We start from the raw sequence: 18,186 nt of genomic DNA, 5'->3' as shown, positions 1-18,186 counted from the left end.
AAACTAAGGGCTCTCACGTTTCCAGTGTTGCGCAATGTGAGCCCGAGTGAGCTGCTCACCCCTTTTTGAGATTTTTTCGATCCAGTCAGGCGCCATGGCTGAAAAATTGGTGGGATAGTTGGCAACTTCGTCGGCACTTACCAGGTCCGGCGGAGGATTCAGGATCCGGTCGTCGGCTTGGCCAAGGTAAGGCAGGATGAAGCCCTTCAGAACACCGCCCTTCTGCAAGTCGTATAATCGTTGCATAGTTGCGTTCTGAGATCGTGAGAACATGGTGTCCATCACAGCATACATGCGGGATCCCCAAAAGGTTGGAGCTGAGGACATCGCGATGCTGTAGCCGGCCCGCGAGACTACAAGGCGCTCATACTTACCGACGTGAAGGCTAATCGCTGGGTCACGATCCGACCAAAGCGGCGCAAGGCCCAAGTTATCGTACACGCCCCCATCGGTCAAAACGACCTGCTGGCGAGACCTTTGGCCATTCTTGTTGAAGATCATCGAGAGTTCGAGGGTTGGCAGAAAGGCCGGGTAAGCGGCAGACGCGGTTACCGCGTCGGAAATCCTCACCGACCCAGCGTCCGCAACCCCGCGGCGCCACGAGCCAACGCCGTCCTTCGCGAAGTAGAAGGCTGAGCTGGCCATGATGTCACATGCGACGATGATCAGATTGGGACGATCTTCGCGAAGGTCGGATAGAGTGCGCCCTTCAAAAAGGTCGTCAAGAACGCGCCGCAGCACGGTTGTCCTGCTCGCCCAACGACGTGAGCGACTTTCCAGCAAAAATCCTAGGGATGGCCGAACCGCACGAGGAAACGCCTTCAAGGCAAGCCTTGTGCTCCCCAGGGTTAGGCGGTTCAGCCAAGTTAGCGTGCAGCTTGCAACCGCCTTCGGCCCCTCGGCGGTGGTGAACAGCACTTTGATTGCTGGACGAACGAACCCACGAGTCAGGACCTCAATGATTACGCGCTCAAACTTGTCGAATTCACCTGGGTAGCTGCAATAGAGCGCCGCGACAACGCTGCCGCCGGACACCGCCGAGATCGTCGATACCTCGTCGAGGAGTCCTTCGGACCTCAGCGCCCTGAGGCAGCCGAGATGGAACGCCATGGCCCGGCTTCCGCCACCAGATAGTGCCAATGCAACACGCTCTGGCGCCTTTGATTTAGTGTCACTGTTCATTTGTATGGGACATGGTGCCTTCGAGGCTTACACGGCCCTGCCAGGCAACGCGGAGCCAGGTTTCACGTTCCCCGCAGATCATCATGGCATACGGCACATCAGTAGGATCTAAGTGCCGTGACAAGTAGGCAAAGACCGTCTCGTCGTCTCGGCTAGGTCGAGCTGCCGCATGAACAGGGTGGCTATGCCACTCGCCGACATAGTGCAGTCGACCCGCAGTTTTAGCCGCCATTCCTTCTATGATTGGCCTGAGGTTCCGAGCTCCGCGGACAAAGTAGGTTGGCGCTTGTCGGCTGTCAGGCGGAGCAGGTAAGGCGGCGACAATGTTGACGGTGCCCCGAATAATGTCGAACGTGCCTACCAACACACCACCTGTCTCATTGGGGGCTGCTGCGGCCCTAAGGTCTGCCATCATCGTCAGCACTGATTTGCTGACTGCAATACGAAGGTCGACCGACGTATGTCGATGCACTGGCGAAATCGGCAGCGCTATTGGCACAATGCCCCCAGAGTCAGGGTCGAGCCGCCAAATCACAGCGGTGAGCGCCGTAGAACCGACCAAAGAGACCAACTGGCCAGCGGCAATCCCACACAGGGTCTGCACCTGCCAAGGCGGCAGCGGCCGTGTGAGGTCTTGGCAAGCATTGGCGTATCGGATGCGGTCGATTCTGGCGGCATCGAGATGCCCGGCAAGTCCTGGCGCAGTAGCAGTCGCCAGAAAGTACTGGGCCTCGATCTCGTCAAGACGGGTTGTCCGTCTAGCGTCTTCGGCAAGGATCACAAGGTCAGCCCCATCGGGACTGAAGAAGATGCTGGCGGCTCGCTTTATGTCTTGCCGGTCGGACAAGTGGGCGACGACCGCTGGAGAAGCGCTGAAATCGACCACAAGGTCGGCCAGCGCGAGTTTGTCAGCGTGCGGCTCCATACGAAGAACGTCTGCACGAGTAGCGGTTGCATCAGCCTCAACAAAAAGATGGTTGACCTGATCTGCAAGCGCGTGGGCTTTGGGCGCGCCAACCCACGCATCGCCATAGCTTTGGCGAACTGTGTTGTGGGGCAACACCACATCATCGTCGATGATGGCCCAGGCACCGATCCCGGTTCTCGCAGTGTTCATTACGACGTTGGAGCCGATTGCCCCTGCCCCGATGGCCACAAGTTGCGCATCAGCACGTTCTGGCACCGCTGAATGTGCTCGAGCCGTGCTCCTATCCAAGCGCTGTACAACGCGCCAGCCTTGAAGCTCGATGGTACTCAAGTCTTTGACCAACCGAGGCAGCATGGCTTGCCCAGTAAATACCTTCCCGTTGTCTCGGTGCGTGATCGTCAGACCAAGGCATTCGCCGAAATCCGCCAAAGTGCCGACGGGTTGATAGGCCCAAACCTCCACGGCCTCGTCCGGCCCCTCGGCGGTCCTACGCTTCGGCACGGATACAAGGAGCAGAGGGTAGTGGTCGGCTGCATGAGCCAATTGCTCTGGCGCAACGATCCACTGTCGCATTTCGGTGAAGAGGTTGCCGCCCAGTTCGTCGGATAGTTTCAGCAGGCCGCCAAGGTCATACGGACGCGCGTGCAACGCACCATGTACCTGCGAGGGCAAAACTGTCGAGAAAAGCGCGAAGCGTGGCAAGCCTTCGCTGTCAGACCTCTGATGCGTGTCTAAGCAAATTGTCCAGCGCTCTTCGTGTTCAACCGCACCGACGAGATGCCAAGGACCGACTGGCTCTCCTGCTGGAACGATCAACGTATGGGCCGTACCTGGGATTAACGGCTCAAGGCCCTGTTCATCCTGATGAAGCAGGCCGCTTGCAGTCCGCGACAGCCAATCGCGTAGCCGTTCTATCAAAACTTGTGCAGTTAGCGTCCGCGACAGGTCCTGCCACGCCTCCTCCCAGACGCAAAGGCTTAACCCATCAGCCCCGCGATCCCTGACCGTGTGAACGAGGCCCACTGGGAAGTCGGCACGTAATGAAAGCACTAGTGGGCTCGCAACGTCGCCAGGTGAAAACACAAGGCGCAACGGCTCTACCGGCTGGATCGGGACTACCCGATCCTGTGCCAATTCTGGCTCTATCTCAATGTCAAGCTCACATCCGTCCGCCTTGATCAGTGTCGCGAAGGGATGGTCAACCGATCTAGTCAGATAGCCGACGACCGCTTGAGCGAGCTTGGAGGAGGCCTCCGATACGCCCGCTGTCACAAAGACCCCGCACGAGGCGCGGGAGCGGCTATGACGGCGGGGGTACCACCAGCTGCCTTGCGTACCTTAGCGCCCGTGCCGCCAATCTCGATGACCAGCGGCTTCGGGCTGGTCTTCGAGGGATGCTCCATTGTTACTATAAACTGACCGCCGAGGTCGCGTGCAACCCGCTTGTAGTAATTGACGGCTTGGCGATGAGGCGGCTGAGTCGTGTCCTCGGACGGAATTGGGTCGCTGGTCGAGACTAAGATGCCGGCCGTTCGGCCTTGGGTCTCGTAGAGCCAGCGTAGCCGGTCGACCGGGTCTGTCTCCTCGGCACCCTTCTCCTCCGCGAGCGACGTGTAACTCGAATGGTGGGGGACGTTATTGATATCCCATTCAAGCCGGGTGTCGTTTTTGTGATACCTCGTCACCCGTACTATTCCGTCGATCGTCTCGTGGTCGACATCTGCCGAAAGGATCAGCTTTGTCGCACGGCCTTGGACTTCGAAGGTCGCCTGCACAAACAAGGCTGACGCGTTGCGCACGATGACGCCGTTATCAGTGTGCTCGGCGAACGGCGAATGCGCGAAAAACTCCACACTGTCTGAGGCCAGGTTGAACTCCGGGCAAAGCGTACCTGCGTCGCTAATTAGGTTGCGACGCTTTGACGGTTCGATGTCACGATCCCGGAGGAACTGGTCCAGCGCGTCCGGCCTCGAGAAGACCCGGATGCCCTTGCCCTCGATAAACCTATGCCGCGCCTCCGCTCGAAGTGTCCGGGCCTGACCCTCCACACCCTCCTCAAGTATGGCAGTGGCGGGCACCCACATCGTCTTAATTTTGATGCGGTCGCCGCCTTGGTACTTGGCCGCATGCTCCAGATGGAATACGTCCTTCGCGCGATTGCAATGATCGGTGTCGAGGTGAGTGAAGGCGACGACATCGATCTCCTTGTCGTCGCCCAGGCACTCCCGCAACTCTTTCTCAAGATCGCAGCGCTTGTCTGAGGCATCGTCCTTGTTACGCATGTCTGCGAAGTCGAAGAGCGCGAGACGGCCGTTCTCAAGCTCGATCAAGCAGCTGTCGGCGTTACCAATGTTGAAAAAGCGGACAATGTGCAAATCTAATCCCTCACACCTAAGGCCGGCCTGCTTGCCTAAAGTCGAACATAAAGAGAACTTGCGGCTGCCTCAAGAGCGTTGTGACGGAGGATGATACCGGCTGAGCCCGCTACCGCTTTCGCTGCAGCATTGGCCGTTGAGCACTGGCGTCAGTTCACACTGGCTACTTCCTTGCAGTGGTCCTTGACTTGCATACTCCACAGTCGGCTTCGTGCTGCGCCGTTTAAGAATGGCCACTTCGAAGAGAATCTCCTGCACCCTATATGGGCTGAGCGTCGTCGAACGGCCCCCTCCCGACTAAGCCGACGGTCCAGCCCGGCGGGTTTTCCCGCCGGGCCAGCTTGTCGGTCGGCTTCAGAAGCCGACCTCGTCGTCGCGATCGACCAGTTCGGGCGCATCGCCCTCGGCCGCCTTCGGGCGGCTGAGGAAGTCGATCTTCTCGGCGATGATCTCGCAGCCGTAGCGGTCGACGCCCGCCGCGTCGGTCCACTTCGTGTAGTGGATCCGGCCCTGCACCAGAACCTTCATGCCCTTCTCGCAGTTCTCGGCGACCGACTTGCCGAGCCCGTTGAAGCAGGTGATGCGGTGCCATTCGGTATCCATCACGCGGTAGCCGTGCTCGTCGCGGACCGCGCGGCCTTCCGAGAGGCGGGGGCGCGAGGTGGCCAGGGTGAAGTGGGTGATCTTCGTGCCGCCTTGGGTGGTGCGGGCTTCCGGGGCCTGACCGATGTTGCCGGCGAGGATGACGATGTTCTGCATGGTGGTTCTCCTGAGTTTCCGCTGAAGGGACCATCCCTTCAACAAGACCCGGCAGAAGCCTGTCGGGAGACGTCCGCACGGCTGGGCCTAGACCAGCCGGAAACCTCCGAGGGCCCGGGGTGGCGCGGGCAGGACGCTTTGCGGCCAACACGGCCCGGGCAGGAGTTGGGGTTGCGTGCAGGAAACCGAACAGGCTTAGGGGACTGTCCGTCGAAGGGGAGGTGCCTCAGCCGGATCACAGGGGGAGAAACCCAAGCAGACACGCCCAGACCGATCTCATCCGGCAATGTCAGGCCCCAGGGGGAAAGAACCCGGGAAGAGGAGAGAGTACGATCACCACGTCCACCCGAGCCCCCTGCCCCGCTCGTCTCTTGCCGCGCGGTCCTTGCACGACTACGCCTGCTGTATTGGATCAACCGGAGCACCCGATGCCTGATTTCAACCTGGCCACCATGTCGCTCGCAGACCTGCGCGACTTGCAGAAGTCCGTGGCCAAGGCCATCTCCACCTTCGAAAATCGGCAAAAGGCGGAAGCCCGCGAAAAGGTCGAGATGCTCGCCAAGGACCTTGGCTTCACTCTTGCCGAACTGGCAGGACTGGGGGAGCCGAAACGCAAGCGGTCGCCCTCGACGAAAACCTTCCGACATCCGGAGAACCCGACCCTCACCTGGTCCGGGCGGGGACGCAAGCCGGGCTGGTTTGCCGCCCATGTCGATGCAGGCAAAGACCCAGACGTGCTGCTCGGCTGACTTGCGGGAATCGCTGTCCAATGGACCGCCTCGCCCCATTTGCTGTTTGCGAGGATCGCGAAGCCGACCCCGCGTAGCCGCAGTGTTCCCGTCGATCGGGCCGACCTAAAGGTGAAAGGCCCTGGCGGCGGCGGCCGCCACCCTCGTACGCCCGACGCAATGGGTGGGGAGTAGCCAGTGACAGTGCGGCTGGGCTTTTCCCGCTGCCGGAAAGCGCAAGTCATCCCGAGTGGGGCTAGAAAAATTGTAATCTTCGTGCTACATATTTTGAAAATCTGTAGTGCGAAGGTGGCAAATGCCTACTCCACATACTCCTCCTGCGGCCGTGCGCCGCGCCCTTCGGAAGCTCGGCGCGGATATCCACGATGCCAGACGCCGTCGAAAGCTACCGATGGCGGTCGTCGCGGAGCGCGCCTTCACGTCCCGTTCGACCTTGCAAAAGGTCGAAGCCGGCGACACAAATGTTAGCATCGGCATCTATGCAGGCATACTTCAGGCTCTTGGCCTGCTTGAAGGTCTTGGTCAAGTTGCGGACATAAGCAACGACAGCGTCGGGCAGGCACTGGCGAGTGCCGATCTGCCAAAGCACATTCATCTCAAGCGGCCAACGAGGTCGTCCCGCGATGGCTGACTTCGAAGTCCATATCGATCTCCACGGTCGCACTCGCCCGATCGGACTGGCGAGAAGCAACCGCGTTCGCGGCACAGAGACCATCCTTTTCGAATATGACGGCGCTTGGCTTGAGGACGCCGAGCGCTTCTCACTCGAGCCCGCGCTTGCTCTCACGCGTGGCGCCTTCGCTCCTCCGGCCGGACTGGTGACCTTCGGATCCATCGGCGACTCCGCGCCAGATACGTGGGGCCGCCGCCTCATGCAGCGCGCTGAGCGACGCTTCGCCGACCGCGAGGGCCGCGCAGTCCGCACGCTCGCGGAAAGTGACTACCTGCTCGGGGTCGCAGATGAGACGCGGCTCGGCGCGTTACGATTTCGCTGGGTCGGCGAAGAGGCCTTCCAAGCGCCGATCAGGGCCGGCGTGCCGGCCCTGATCGAGCTGGGCCGTCTGCTTCAGATCACCGAGCGGATTCTCCGGGACGAGGAAACGGACGAAGACCTTCAACTGATCTTCGCGCCCGGCTCCTCCCTCGGCGGTGCACGGCCGAAGGCCTCGGTCATCGACCAACATGGCCATCTCTCCATCGCCAAGTTCCCGAAGGAGACCGACGACTACAGCATGGAAACCTGGGAGGAGATCGCGCTGCGGCTGGCCGGCCAAGCCGGCATCGCCACCCCGCAACACGAACTTGTCGAAGTGGCCGGCAAGTCGGTGATGCTATCGCGACGCTTCGATCGCGATGGCGCGATCCGCATCCCGTTCCTGTCCGCAATGGCGATGATGGGCGCCAGGGACGGCGAGCGTGGCAGCTACCCCGAGATCGTCGATGCCCTGGCCCAGCATGGCGCGCAGGGAAAGACGGACGCCCACGCGCTCTATCGGCGCGTCGCCTTCAATGTGCTGATCTCCAATGTCGACGATCATCTGCGCAACCACGGCTTTCTCTGGCTCGGCAAGGCCGGGTGGTCGCTCTCGCCCGCCTATGACCTCAATCCGGTGCCCACCGATCTCAAGGCGCGTGTGCTGACGACGAACATCGACCTCGACGAGGGAACCTGCTCGCTCGATCTGCTCGAACAGGCGTCGGAATATTTCGCACTCACGCTGGCGCAAGCCCGAGCGATCATCAAAGAGGTCGCGACCGTGACCGCGACATGGCGCGAGACCGCGAAGGCCGTCGGCGCCCGGTCGGCTGAGATCACCCGCATGGCCAGCGCCTTCGAGCATGACGATCTCACGCGGGCGCTGGCGCTATGACCAGGACCTTTTTTCATAGCTTCGATCCGCAAGCCGCAAGCCCGGTCTCCGGGGCCACCGTTGATCTAGAAGTCTCCGAGATCGAGGATGCCGGTATCCGGGAGGTGCTGCAGACGCCAGGCGCAGCCTATGGCGCCTGGTCGATCCTCGATGCGCTGTTGACCCCGACCGGCGCAGGCACGCCGTTCGTGTTCAGGGAGCCGCTCGGTCAAGCACGGGAGGTCAAGGTCGCGCTCTCGGGCTTGTTCGGACGGTTCGTCGCGCGTGCCTACCTCGAGCGCTACTTCAACCTCTCGATCTTCGCCCATCTCGGCAGCCGCACGATCGACCTTGATCGCCGCCGTCAGGTCAAGATCACGCGCCTATCCCGCGGCGACCTGCCCGACTGGATCGCCTGCGCATCCGACCTGTCGTCGCTGACTGTCGCCGAAGCCAAGGGTTGCCATGATGTCGGCGGTCCCGCCAAAGCGCTGGACCGAGCATGGGCGCAGGCCCGGCGGATCGACGTCACCGCCCGAGGCCGCAAGGTCACGGTGAAGCGTATCGCGATCGCCACGCGCTGGGGAATGGCGACGGCCGGTCCAGCCGATGCCCGCCTTTCGGTTCGGGACCCGGTCGAGGAAGGCGAGCCGCATACCCAGGAGGAGAAGGACGCGCTCTTCATCGGCATGCTTCGGCTCCATATCGCCAATCTCATCAAACCGCTCGGGCATGCCGAACTAGCGGACGCGCTTCGCGGCCTCACACTGCAATCATTCCCGCGAAGGCTCGAAGGTGAGACCCAGCGGGCGCGATCGCTGCTCGACACATCCCCGGTGCGGGATGTGGACAAGGCGAGCGCCGCCATGGACGGTCTGATCGGCGGCATCGTCACCCGCGCGGGACCGCTTACCGACACCGGCGTTGAGCCTGCCGATCAAGAAGCACTCTCCCGCCTTAATCTCCGGCCAGTCTTTGTCGGGGTCGAGCACGAGCTCATTCGCGCTGCTATCGATGCCGAGCCGCAAGCCATTCGCAGCCGTCTCGCCGAAAAAGGGAGTCCGGACGAGTTTGCACGACCGGACCGTGCCGGCGGCTGGATCATTCCGCTTGGCCAAGAGCGGCGCATCATAGGCGGCATCTGAGACAACGACGGCGGAAGACAAGCATCATGGAAAACGGCCCGCCAGACCATGCGGGCAGGATCGGGGCAGAAGACATGGACGCGCAGGAGAATGACCTCTCGAACGAAGCCGCAGCACTTGCCGACATTCTCAAATGGTCGGCGGATCTGCCCGCCTGGCAGCGCGATGCGCTCAGGCGGCTGTGCGGTCAGTCCAAGCTGGAGACTGCCGACATCACGGCGCTCGTCGCGATCTGCAAAGGCGCTGATGCCGGCAGTCCGCTCGATGCGAACCACGTCAGGGATCCTGCAGCCACCGTCGTCACTGTCGCCGACCACTTCCAGCCTTGCGTTGCGATAGCCCTCCCGGGCGATCCAAAGCTCGGCGGCGGCCCTATTGGCCGCGAGGTGCAGCAGCTCGCTCGTGCCGCCGAAGTCGAGCAGGATCTTCACCTGCCCGGGTTGCGGCACCTCGACGACTTCGAAGGCCAATGTGCTGTCGGCGGAATGGCTGCGCATGATGGTGACAAGGATAATGCCGTCGGAAGAGAAGTTGCCCTCGTGCAGCGTGAAGGAGGCGGGCGCGGTCCAGGTTTGATGGGGGCGCGGCGGTTCCTTCTTCACAAGGCGGCCGATGCCGTTCGACCGCTCCCAGGCAGCGAGCTTCTTGGTGAAGCGCGCGGGCGGTTTGGGGCTGCCGTCGGAGTAACGGACCAAAGCACCCAATGGCGCGGTGTCGATGATGGAGTTTGCAGACATGATTCCTCACTCTGAATGCGAAGAAACGCACTCATTGCATTGATATTGTTTGGTTTTATGTGAAGTGCGGGCGGGTTTCCCCGCCCCCGAAGCTTCAGATCACTCGGCGGCGATCATTTGCGCCGTCTCGGGCGGCAGATCGGAGACGAGGAAGGCCGGAAGGTCGATGTCCTCGAGGGTTTCGACAGGGTCTGCGGTCAAGTCGTCACGATCCCCCACGTCACCGCCCTGCCCCTCCGTGCTTGCCTCACCCTGCAGCGCAACCAGATCGGCACGGCGCAGGACCTCCGGCAACCAGCCGCTGCCCTTGAGGAGCCGCTCGGCCTCCGTGGCCATCTCGGTCTTCTTGAGATGGTCGATCAATTGCGCCGCGCCTTCGCCCTTCGCCTCGCGCACAGCCTCGACAATCCGGACCTTGGGCACGCGGGAGAGATAATTTTCCGCCGTGGGTTCCCAGCCCGCTTCGACCATGTCGAGATCGACGGCCTTTGCCAGCATGTCGGCATGCTTCATGCGGCGGGTGAGACCGGAGGCCGAGATGCCCGCGCCATAGGGGTTCACCCGCTCATGGAGCGCGTTGACGCCTTGGGAGAGGCAATGGGCCAAGAGCGAGAGACGGCTCGCGGCATCAAGCGCCGTGAGATAGTCCCAGAGCCCAGCATCATCGCCCAGAGGGAGCTCGGTCTCCCATGCCGCATGACGCTCCTCGATGGCCTGGGCCACTGCGCTGTCCTTCAGGTCCGGCGCCTGCGCGGCCATGTAGACTGGGCGCACCGAGGCCTCGAGGCAGGATCCCGAGGACGACGACGTGCGGAAGGTGTCGGTCACTAGCTTCAGAAGCAGAAGGGTCAGGGCCACCTCAGGCGACCGCCCCAGGGCCTCGCGCAGCGCAAGGGTGCGGTGGGCTGTGAGTTCCATGACCAGCCGCTCGGGCAAGGGCTTCAGCGCGCCGTCGTCTTCCTCGTCGGGCAAGGCCGAGAGGGGCTGACCTGCCGAGGTAATCACCGTGCCATAGGCGCTGATTGCTGCGCCCTGCCCGTCCGACGCGCCATGGTCGATGCCATCGTCTGGGTTGACCCCGGTCTCGATCGGTGCCTCGTCTTCGGGCCGCACATAGCCACGATGGAGGACCAGCTTGCCCTCACGGTCGAAGGTGACGAAGACCCCTGCCCGCCCGATCTCCACCGGATCGAAGATCACGGGCCGGGTCTCCAAGGCTTCCATTGCATCGGCCAGTTCGCTGAGACGAGCGTCAATGTCCGCGGGGATTTCGTCGGCTTCGGACCACTCGGCGTCGAGTGCCTGGTATTCGGCGAGAAGCTTGGCATGCTCGGCTGCCTCGGCCTCCGACATCGCCGCAGCTTCGCCGGACAGACGACGCAGCCCATAGCCGAAGCCGTAGGGCAAGTCTGCCGCAACCTCGACCCATTTCCAGCCCTCGGCGACGAGCGCCTGAGCCACGGCCTGCAGCTTCTCGCCGACGAGGCGCTCCAGAAGCGCGACGTCTTCCAGCCAGCCGCCATCGTCGCCCTGGAAGAGATCCCGCGCCACGGTCCCGCCCGCCGCTTCATAGGCCTCGATGCCGACGAAGACCGCGCGGCGATCCGACGCGCGGACCGAGGTCTCGGTCAGCATGCGCCGGATGGCGTAAGGTTCCTTGTTCCACGAGCCCTTCACCGCCTCCCAGACTTGCAGCTGGCGCGCAGTATCCGACGTCACGGTAAAGGCCATGAGCTGCTCCAGCGTCATGCCGTCTTCGGCATAGACGTCGAGGAGGGCAGGGGCGACGGAGGTCAGCTTCAGCCGTTGGCGCACGACATGGGGCGTCACGAAGAAGGCAGCCGCGATCGCCTCATCGCCGAGGCCCTTTTCGCGCAAGGCAGCGAAGGCGCGGAACTGGTCGAGCGGGTGCAAAGCGACGCGCTGCATGTTCTCGGCCAGCGAGTCATCCTCGGCGAGGATCGCGGACCCGGCGTCCCGCACGATGCAGGGGATCGGCGCGGTCTTGGCCAACCGCTTCTGCTTCACCAGCAAGGACAGCGCCTGGAAGCGGCGCCCACCGGCCGGGATCTCGAACTTGCCGGTCTCACCGCCTGCCTCATCCAGCACGGGCCGGACGTTCAGGCTCTGCAGGAGCCCACGGCGGGCGATATCTTCCGCCAGCTCCTCCACCGACATCCCGGACTTGATGCGCCGGACGTTGGACTGGCTCAACACCAGCCGGTCGAAGGCGATATCGCGCGAGGGCGACAGGGTCACATTCTGAGCAGCTTTTGCCATCAGACCATCTCCACGACGGGCGCCGGAAGCCACTCTCCCGATCTCATTCACCGTCACCCTTCACCTGCACTTCTCTGACTTTTCTTCGTCTTGACGCGTGTCGCGCAAACTTGGGTGAGACATGGTTGTCTTTGACCAGCGCATTAAGTCGCCACTGGGGGAGCCGCGGTAGTCAAAATGAAGGATGCAGCTGGTCTTCGTAGCAATGTCCACCGCGGTGGACATCACACAGGCACAGACGTCGAAACCGAAAGTGTTGCCAGAATGGCTGATGGTCTGAAGCTATCGGCCCTCTTTCCAAGCGTGATGCTGTGGAAATAGGCTGCGTAGTTTCTAACCCGAGTTCCAAGTTGCAGGAGGATGAAGATAGCAGTTGCTGTGCGCCTAGAACCCACTCGCTTGCTGGCTTCGTTGAAGGTGCCCGGTTGAATACCCATCATCGGCGCGAGGTTCTGTGCATGTCTTTCGATGTCGTCCCATGTTCGGAGCCCCGCTGGAGCGAATGCCGTAGCTTCTCGGCAAATCGCGGTCAGCGTTGGGACGGAGGGAAGCAGATCGCTCTCGACTCTTTCAGATTCTTTTTTTTCTTTTTCGGACTTAGAAAGGTGCCGGACAGTTTGACCGTCATTGGCGGGCAGTTTTGTTGTAATTTTAACGTCCACCACGGTGGACATTTGACCAAGATGGTTCGTGACCTGATCCAGCAGGCAACGATATTCGTCCACTGCCAACTTGCGTCGCATCATTCTGCGAGCGTTTTCTGAAACGGCGCTTCCGGGTTCGATAGTGTCGATATGAGCCAGACCGACGAGAATTTGTTTCCGCAGGAAGACCTGATCGCGGCGGGTCTCTTCGAGTTCTGCGGCAGCATCAAGGAAATCACCGGCGCGTTTCAATAGCGGTGAAAGCGAAAGGCCAAAGCTGACGACCCGACCATCACGCGAGCTGACGCGATAGCGCTTTCGGTTTGGGCTGTCGTGGCGCTCGATCATCCCAAGATCGATGAAACGGTCGATGTGACGACGAAGGGTCCGCTCGTCGATACCGCCGACTCTTCGGCAGATCTCGAAGTTCGATGCGAACACAGTGTCCCCTTGCCCTGGCCGCAGGAAGCTGATGAGGGCCTGCAGGGTCTGGATATGCCCCGGCTTCAGTCCGAAGACACACCTTGCATCGCGCAAGGCTCGAAAGACCGCCCAGATGTCGGGAGGCGTACAATTCTCATGCCGGTCGCGCTGTCTGGCGCCGGCGGTACTTGTGGAAACCTGAGTGAATGCCATGTTTGTTGAACGACGGCCACGTCGGCCCATAGCTTTCCCGGCCTCTCGCACGATTTCTCGTGCAGAAGGCAACAAAAATCATGTCCACCGAATCGGCGACTCTTGACCGGTATGTGGGAGATTGCTACATCATAGGTGCAAATCGATGATGGGCTCTCCGAGGGAAACCTTGGGGGGCTCTTTCTTTTTTGGCCTTCGCTACTCTCCTTCTGCTCGCGTTACATGTTTAGGGGCAGGGATCAGTCTTCCTGCCTTCGCTCTTCCAGCCATTTCTGGAAGAGGTCACGAAGCGTGGCTTCGGCGCGTTCCTCCAGCCAGAGGCCGAAATCTGGATTGTCCTTGCGGTTGACTTTAATCCCGATGGACTTGGCGTCGACGGAGAGGGTCGCAACAACCTTGCCACCCTCATCCTTCACCGTGGAACTGCGTCCCTGCGCTGAGAGGCTTGTTGAACTCTTCGCAGCCCGCTGACAGGCACTGTACACAGTCTGGAACCTGTCGATGCCGGTAGCGTCTTGGGGCAGGGCAGCGAGGGCTGCTCGCGCAACCTCGGTAAGGGGGACCTTTGGGGCGAGAGCTGCAAGATCACCCCACTGACGCCGCCCGGTACCATGCGCCGGGCCGATGAGTCTGATCAACTCGTCGGGAAGTTGTTCGATTACCACTCGGTGATTAGAGATGCCTTGCCTCGTCAATCCAAGTGCGTCCTGGATGACGCCGGGCTTATATCCGGCTTCTTGCATCTCCTTGATGAACAAGGCTTTCTCAATAAATGACGGATCTAGGCGGAGGTTGTTCTCTTGTCCTTGGGCGATCAGCGAAGCGTCGTCATCCAAAGTCCGGACGATTGCCTTGACCGGTCCGCCAACTTTTCTAATCGCGGCAAGTCGCCTGCGCCCGTAAACGACGCGGTAGCGATCCGGCTGGTCAGAGGGCCGAACCATAATCGGGACCTGCTGGCCATGCTTGCGGATGCTTTCGGCTAGCAAGTCGATACCGTCGTCTTCGAAAGCCAGCCGGTCCCGCAAGCCATCGACCTCGATCTGATCAGGGTCAATATCTCGGATGGAGTTGGCCGTGATCTCTCGAAGTGACTCTCGCAGGCCGCCAACGGATCCGCCAAGCTTTGTCGGTTTTGCTGGGGCAGGGGACGAGGCCACGTCCACAGGAGGTTGGTTGAAGATATTTCGGCCCATCAGCGTCGACCCCATGCCATTTGAATCGTCTGCTCAAGCTCGTCCGCGACGTTGTTCACGCTGCTCATGGCCCGGTCGATCGTCTTGCGGATCAACTGGCTCGGATCGACTTCATATATCGTCTGCTGCGTCATTCCGGCGTCCGAAATCGCCGTGGACTTCAGCATAGGTTCCGTCATGACTTGGCCAGCCAGGATCGAACGCAGATACCCTGCCATCTGCGTCTGCGGACCATCTGATGGTTCGTAGCGTGTGATCAGGAACTTCACAAAATCCCAGGCCACCTTTCGCCCGATCGCCTCTTCGACGGTCTGCACGGTCTCTGAAGCAAGTTTTAGGAACTGGCTCATCGAGGCGATATCGAGCATCCCCGGCACCACCGTGACCAAAAGTCCTGTCGATGCTGCAAGAGCAGTCAGGGTCAGGAACCCAAGCTGCGGCGGGCAGTCGATCAGCACCAGATCATAAACTGCGGCGACTTCGTCGAGCGCCAGCGACAGCCTTTCGGCAAAGATAGGCTGCACGCGACGCGCCAGGGCATTCGCCGTCTCGGTTTCGTACTCCGACAGGAGCAATCCAGCGGGTACCATGTCTAGGTTGTGGAAGTAGGTCTTCTGAATGACCGATGAGAGCGGCACTTTGTTTTCATAGCGCAGGGCGTCGTAGACAGTGCCGCTTTCTGCAAACTCCAGCTCGGGCCGGATGCCGAAAAAGGTGGTCAGGCTGGCCTGCGGATCAAAGTCCAGCGCCAGCACCCGATATCCTCGAAGGGCGAACCTCTGGGCAAGATGGATCGTGGCTGTGGTCTTTGAACTGCCGCCCTTGAAATTGACGACCGAGACGATTTGAAGTCGATCGCCGTCCCGGCGGCCCGGCAAATACGCGTCAGCATTCTTTCCGGTCCGGGCAAGGATGTCGCGCAGGGTGTCGATCTCTTCAGCTGAGTAGTAGCGATGCCCACGTCCGTCAGTGAAGACCTCCGGAAAGCTCCCATCCTTATGGCGGTTGCGTAGATTCGACGGGCTGACACGAAGCAGTTCAGCCACCTCCGTTGAACTGAAGCGCCGCAGCGACTTGCGTTCCTCCGGTTGAAAGGCAGCCCGCATTTGCCGGTTCAAAGACTCGGCCAAGCTGTCCGCAAATGCACCGATGTCGGCAGTGCCAACCCCGCGATTGAGTTTCATGCCTCGATCAGTCATTCACTGCCCTCAGGCCCCTACCAGGGCTCTTTCTGATTTTGACGGCATTAAGCCGATCTGACGCGTTTTGTCGTCAGAACCGAAATGACATGAACGCGTGAGTCCATCAAGAAGAATCTACATATGGTGGAGAAAGTTATGCACATCCCTAGCGAGCTTCAACCGAGTGCGCGTGTCCTGTGATCCATAGTCGAAACTGCAAGTGAGCGTTCAAGCTCTTCACCTTCGGTCGCCGCGTCAGAACGGCGACCTTGGAGTCCATGGCGTCTTAAGCCGGCTCGCATTGGCAGTTCGAAAGGTCGCCCAGATCACCGGAGTGTTGAAAGCAGCCCCAGTTTCTCGGCCCGCCCCAAGAGCATCTTCACCGATGACGGCTGCCAGTTGGTCCGCCCGCGGGGCGTACGCTCGCGCATCGCTTCCAGTCGAGTGCAGATCGCCTGAAGCGTGATGTCGGGGTCCGCGCCCTTTATGGCGGCGACGATGGCGGGCAGGCGGTCGTCGGTCTCGCGGCGGCCGGCGCGGGCGAGCACAGTCTCGAGCAGAAAGCCGTCGCGCACATAGGCGTTCACGGCACGTAGCAGTCGGCTCTGCGTCCACTGGCGCTCGCGGGGTAGGGGGCCGTTGACGATGCGCACTACGTCTTCCCAGGCCATGTCGGGGCGCAGGCGGCGGACATGGGGAACCCAGTCCTGCGCCGTCTCGTTCAGGCGCTCCATGTAGCCGTCCTGTCGCGCCAGCCGCACCTTGCGCAGCGCCGCCGGATCCCGGGCGCGCAGGCCCGGATTGCCGCCAACCCGGCCTTCGGTCCGTGCGCTGGCCAGGCCGGCCTTGGTGCGTTCGCGGATCAGGGCGCGCTCGAACTCAGCGGCGGCGCCCAGGACCTGGAGGGTGAACTTGCCCTGCGGCGAGGACGTGTCGATCGGGTCCATGATCGAGCGGAAGAAGGCGCCTTTCGCCTCCAGCCGCTCGATCACTTCCAGCAAATGCGAAAGCGACCGCGCCAGACGGTCGATGCGCACCACCACCAGCGTGTCGCCCTTGGCGATCCGCTCGAGCACGCGGGCCAGCACTGGCCGCGCGCGGTTCCCGCCTGATGCTTGCTCCTCATGGATCTCGGCGCAGCCCGCAGATTTCAGGGCCTGCGACTGGGGCAGGGGGGTCTGATCCTCGGTTGAGACGCGCGCATAGCCGATCAGGGGCATCAAAACAGGTCGTTTGCAGTTGCACATACCACTAATAAACGACCATTTGTAAACGAATGCAAGGGCATGCTGTGTGGCGCTGATCGCCAGAAACCCCTTGGTTTCCATGTACTGAACGCGATCAGAGAGTTCTCCACGCACACGGCGCGCGCGTACTATATAAGGAGCAAATGCAGCTCCACAGAAAACCCTTGGGTAGTTTGCATAATAGACCTATTTTGCACATATGAAGTCCTATGTCTCTGTTCTGCCTGATGAAGCTGAAGCAACTCTCGGCGATCCTGAGGGGGGCGGGCAGTCATCCGAGGACGATCTGTGGTTCCTGCCCGGCCCGATGGAAGAGGAACCGAACTATCTGCTTCCCGGCCCATTGGCTGAGCCCAGTGAAACCTCAGTCGTTGCCGCATGGGCCCGGGCCGAAGCGGGTTGTGCGGCCCGCCTCGCACGCGTGGCCGGAAGATTGGGCGCGCTTGACGACCGTCTGCGACGCGGCCCATCGGGTTGGCGGCACAGATTGGCCCTGATCGAGGCTGCAGAGCTGAGCTGGTTCGTTGGCGATCGAGTCAGCCCTGACCGCCTTGCACTCTGGATCGCGCTTCGTCTGTCTGGCCCTCAGGAAGACTCTGGGGCGCTGTCACGCGTTGGATGGGCTGTTCGACGTCTTACTGAGGGGCCTGGCCCTGAAGCTGGGCTAGCCGATTTTCTCGACCGGCGGGACCCTGAGAACATAGCGGATGACGCCGAGCGGTTCACCGATCGCGCCGATGGCTGGCTCGCCGTGACGGGAGCCGCTCGACATCTGCACCCTATCACCCGGGCTTGTCTGGGCTTCCACCTTTGGAGCCTGGCAGGTCTCGGTCAGCATGGTGACCGGATGGAAGCCGCGGTCACGGCAGGCCGGATTGCTGCAGCCGAAGGGAAGGGTGCGATTTTCGCACCAGTAGCAATGGGTGGGGCAGGGGGGATTCGTGCCGGCGGACCTCCGGCAGAGCGGTTGACCCGATGGCTGGACGGGATGAACAACGCATGCCTCGCAGCGATGCGGCACCTCGACGATCTCGAAATATGGTCTACCCAAGCGGAGACTGTCATGTCGGTGTTGTCTGGCCGTACGCCTCCGGCTTTGCGCTCTGTATTGACCGAATGGCCCTTGGTCTCCGCACCGATGGCCGAGACTTTGATCGGCGCCAGCCGCGCGGCTGTTCAGCGAAACCTGGCTTGGATGGAGGCGAGTGGGCTGATCCACGAGGTGACTGGCCAAGGGCGTTTCAGGATTTGGCGTGCAGCAATTTAGCGGCCAGATG

The 18,186-nt window shown here is 61.4% G+C and carries 15 protein-coding genes; 6 read left to right on the top strand and 9 right to left on the bottom strand.

Features of this window, described 5'->3' with window-relative positions:
• Positions 1–3 precede the first annotated feature (3 nt).
• The 4 genes from DRF71_RS22610 to DRF71_RS22595 form a co-directional block, all read right to left on the bottom strand.
• Positions 4–1,182 carry a patatin-like phospholipase family protein gene (locus DRF71_RS22610; protein ID WP_112312855.1) on the bottom strand — a complete coding sequence of 393 codons (1,179 nt, stop codon included), beginning with the start codon at positions 1,180–1,182 and terminating at the stop codon, positions 4–6.
• Positions 1,172–3,382 carry a Mov34/MPN/PAD-1 family protein gene (locus tag DRF71_RS22605; RefSeq protein WP_112312854.1) on the bottom strand — a complete coding sequence of 737 codons (2,211 nt, stop codon included), beginning with the start codon at positions 3,380–3,382 and terminating at the stop codon, positions 1,172–1,174. The genes DRF71_RS22610 and DRF71_RS22605 overlap by 11 nt, the downstream gene beginning before the upstream one ends.
• On the bottom strand, positions 3,379–4,440 hold the full coding sequence (locus DRF71_RS22600) for a hypothetical protein (protein WP_198672327.1): 1,062 nt from the start codon (positions 4,438–4,440) through the stop codon (positions 3,379–3,381). Before DRF71_RS22600 ends, DRF71_RS22605 begins: the two co-directional genes overlap by 4 nt.
• A gap of 399 nt (positions 4,441–4,839) precedes the next feature.
• A complete protein-coding gene (locus DRF71_RS22595) occupies positions 4,840–5,244 on the bottom strand; it encodes a single-stranded DNA-binding protein (RefSeq protein WP_112312850.1) in 405 nt (134 codons plus the stop codon).
• A 428-nt stretch (positions 5,245–5,672) separates the two neighbouring features.
• On the opposite strand from DRF71_RS22595, the gene DRF71_RS22590 reads away from it, so the two are divergent.
• From DRF71_RS22590 to DRF71_RS29635, 5 genes are all read left to right on the top strand, one after another.
• Positions 5,673–5,993 (top strand): H-NS histone family protein, encoded by a 321-nt coding sequence (locus DRF71_RS22590; protein ID WP_112312848.1) that lies wholly within the window; start codon positions 5,673–5,675, stop codon positions 5,991–5,993.
• Positions 5,994–6,288: 295 nt separating this feature from the next.
• A complete protein-coding gene (locus DRF71_RS22585) occupies positions 6,289–6,624 on the top strand; it encodes a helix-turn-helix domain-containing protein (RefSeq protein WP_112312847.1) in 336 nt (111 codons plus the stop codon).
• Entirely contained in the window at positions 6,617–7,864 is a 1,248-nt protein-coding gene (locus tag DRF71_RS28825; protein ID WP_112312845.1) for a type II toxin-antitoxin system HipA family toxin, read from the top strand. Before DRF71_RS22585 ends, DRF71_RS28825 begins: the two co-directional genes overlap by 8 nt.
• Positions 7,861–8,988, top strand: coding sequence for a hypothetical protein (locus tag DRF71_RS22575; protein WP_198672326.1), 1,128 nt, complete (start codon positions 7,861–7,863; stop codon positions 8,986–8,988). Before DRF71_RS28825 ends, DRF71_RS22575 begins: the two co-directional genes overlap by 4 nt.
• Positions 8,989–9,014: 26 nt before the next feature.
• Positions 9,015–9,740 (top strand): hypothetical protein, encoded by a 726-nt coding sequence (locus DRF71_RS29635; RefSeq protein ID WP_198672325.1) that lies wholly within the window; start codon positions 9,015–9,017, stop codon positions 9,738–9,740.
• 84 nt (positions 9,741–9,824) lie between these two features.
• Here DRF71_RS29635 and DRF71_RS22560 read toward each other — a convergent pair whose 3' ends face one another.
• From DRF71_RS22560 to DRF71_RS22540, 5 genes are all read right to left on the bottom strand, one after another.
• Positions 9,825–12,005, bottom strand: coding sequence for a ParB/RepB/Spo0J family partition protein (locus tag DRF71_RS22560; RefSeq protein ID WP_112312842.1), 2,181 nt, complete (start codon positions 12,003–12,005; stop codon positions 9,825–9,827).
• A 224-nt stretch (positions 12,006–12,229) separates the two neighbouring features.
• On the bottom strand, positions 12,230–13,285 hold the full coding sequence (gene repC / locus DRF71_RS22555; RefSeq protein WP_112312841.1) for a plasmid replication protein RepC: 1,056 nt from the start codon (positions 13,283–13,285) through the stop codon (positions 12,230–12,232).
• A 239-nt stretch (positions 13,286–13,524) separates the two neighbouring features.
• Positions 13,525–14,496 carry a plasmid partitioning protein RepB gene (repB, locus tag DRF71_RS22550; protein WP_112312840.1) on the bottom strand — a complete coding sequence of 324 codons (972 nt, stop codon included), beginning with the start codon at positions 14,494–14,496 and terminating at the stop codon, positions 13,525–13,527.
• Positions 14,481–15,665 (bottom strand): plasmid partitioning protein RepA, encoded by a 1,185-nt coding sequence (gene repA / locus DRF71_RS22545; protein ID WP_227754464.1) that lies wholly within the window; start codon positions 15,663–15,665, stop codon positions 14,481–14,483. Before repA ends, repB begins: the two co-directional genes overlap by 16 nt.
• A gap of 323 nt (positions 15,666–15,988) precedes the next feature.
• The gene (locus tag DRF71_RS22540) at positions 15,989–16,882 is read right to left on the bottom strand and encodes a recombinase family protein (protein WP_112312836.1); all 894 of its coding nucleotides are present in this window, start codon (positions 16,880–16,882) and stop codon (positions 15,989–15,991) included.
• 226 nt (positions 16,883–17,108) lie between these two features.
• Here DRF71_RS22540 and DRF71_RS22535 point away from each other — a divergent pair, with 226 nt between their 5' ends.
• Positions 17,109–18,176 carry a hypothetical protein gene (locus DRF71_RS22535; RefSeq protein ID WP_112312834.1) on the top strand — a complete coding sequence of 356 codons (1,068 nt, stop codon included), beginning with the start codon at positions 17,109–17,111 and terminating at the stop codon, positions 18,174–18,176.
• The last annotated feature ends 10 nt before the right edge of the window (positions 18,177–18,186 follow it).

Source organism: Pseudogemmobacter bohemicus, from assembly GCF_003290025.1.
Taxonomy (GTDB): domain Bacteria; phylum Pseudomonadota; class Alphaproteobacteria; order Rhodobacterales; family Rhodobacteraceae; genus Pseudogemmobacter; species Pseudogemmobacter bohemicus.
Note: the sequence above shows the minus strand (reverse complement) of the source record. Positions and strands in the feature narration are given on the sequence as shown.

What these genes read in the sequence shown, in the direction of transcription:
- DRF71_RS22610 (WP_112312855.1), bottom strand. Translation starts at nt 1,182, where the DNA reads ATGAACAGTGACACTAAATCAAAGGCGCCAGAGCGTGTTGCATTGGCA.
- DRF71_RS22595 (WP_112312850.1), bottom strand. Translation starts at nt 5,244, where the DNA reads ATGCAGAACATCGTCATCCTCGCCGGCAACATCGGTCAGGCCCCGGAA.
- DRF71_RS22590 (WP_112312848.1), top strand. Translation starts at nt 5,673, where the DNA reads ATGCCTGATTTCAACCTGGCCACCATGTCGCTCGCAGACCTGCGCGAC.
- DRF71_RS22585 (WP_112312847.1), top strand. Translation starts at nt 6,289, where the DNA reads ATGCCTACTCCACATACTCCTCCTGCGGCCGTGCGCCGCGCCCTTCGG.
- DRF71_RS28825 (WP_112312845.1), top strand. Translation starts at nt 6,617, where the DNA reads ATGGCTGACTTCGAAGTCCATATCGATCTCCACGGTCGCACTCGCCCG.
- DRF71_RS22575 (WP_198672326.1), top strand. Translation starts at nt 7,861, where the DNA reads ATGACCAGGACCTTTTTTCATAGCTTCGATCCGCAAGCCGCAAGCCCG.
- DRF71_RS29635 (WP_198672325.1), top strand. Translation starts at nt 9,015, where the DNA reads ATGGAAAACGGCCCGCCAGACCATGCGGGCAGGATCGGGGCAGAAGAC.
- DRF71_RS22560 (WP_112312842.1), bottom strand. Translation starts at nt 12,005, where the DNA reads ATGGCAAAAGCTGCTCAGAATGTGACCCTGTCGCCCTCGCGCGATATC.
- repC (WP_112312841.1), bottom strand. Translation starts at nt 13,285, where the DNA reads ATGGCATTCACTCAGGTTTCCACAAGTACCGCCGGCGCCAGACAGCGC.
- repB (WP_112312840.1), bottom strand. Translation starts at nt 14,496, where the DNA reads ATGGGGTCGACGCTGATGGGCCGAAATATCTTCAACCAACCTCCTGTG.
- repA (WP_227754464.1), bottom strand. Translation starts at nt 15,665, where the DNA reads ATGAAACTCAATCGCGGGGTTGGCACTGCCGACATCGGTGCATTTGCG.
- DRF71_RS22540 (WP_112312836.1), bottom strand. Translation starts at nt 16,882, where the DNA reads ATGCCCCTGATCGGCTATGCGCGCGTCTCAACCGAGGATCAGACCCCC.
- DRF71_RS22535 (WP_112312834.1), top strand. Translation starts at nt 17,109, where the DNA reads ATGAAGTCCTATGTCTCTGTTCTGCCTGATGAAGCTGAAGCAACTCTC.